Here is a 496-nt window from a genome sequence, read left to right on the forward strand (position 1 = left end):
CGATGCTCGAGGGGGCCTACGAGATGGACCAGCACTTCCTCACCGCGCCCTTCGCCGAGAACATGCCGGTGCTGATGGCGCTGATCGGCATCTGGTACATCAACTTCCACGGTGCCGAGACCCAGGCCATCGTGCCCTACGACCAGGCGCTGAATCAGTTGCCGGCCTTCCTGCAGCAGCTCGACATGGAGTCCAACGGCAAGTCGGTGGATATTTTTGGCCACCCGGTGGACTACAAGACCGGGCCAATCGTCTGGGGGCAGACCGGCTCCAACGGCCAGCACGCCTTCTTCCAGCTGCTCCACCAGGGGACGCGCTACGTGCCCATCGACTTCATCGCCTCGCTGAAGCCCGAGCCCGGCATGGAGGAGCACCACTTCGCCCTGCTCACCAACATGCTGGCCCAGGCCAACGCCTTCATGGAAGGCAGCCAGAGCGGCAGCCGGCTCGATCCCTACAGCTGCCCGGGCAACCGCCCCTCCAGCACCCTGCTGCT

The 496-nt window shown here is 64.9% G+C and carries 1 pseudogene; it reads left to right on the plus strand.

Features of this window, described 5'->3' with window-relative positions:
* A pseudogene (pgi, locus tag J5F18_RS16975) lies at positions 1–496 on the plus strand (glucose-6-phosphate isomerase); the annotation flags it as partial.

This window comes from Halomonas sp. BM-2019 (assembly GCF_017584085.1).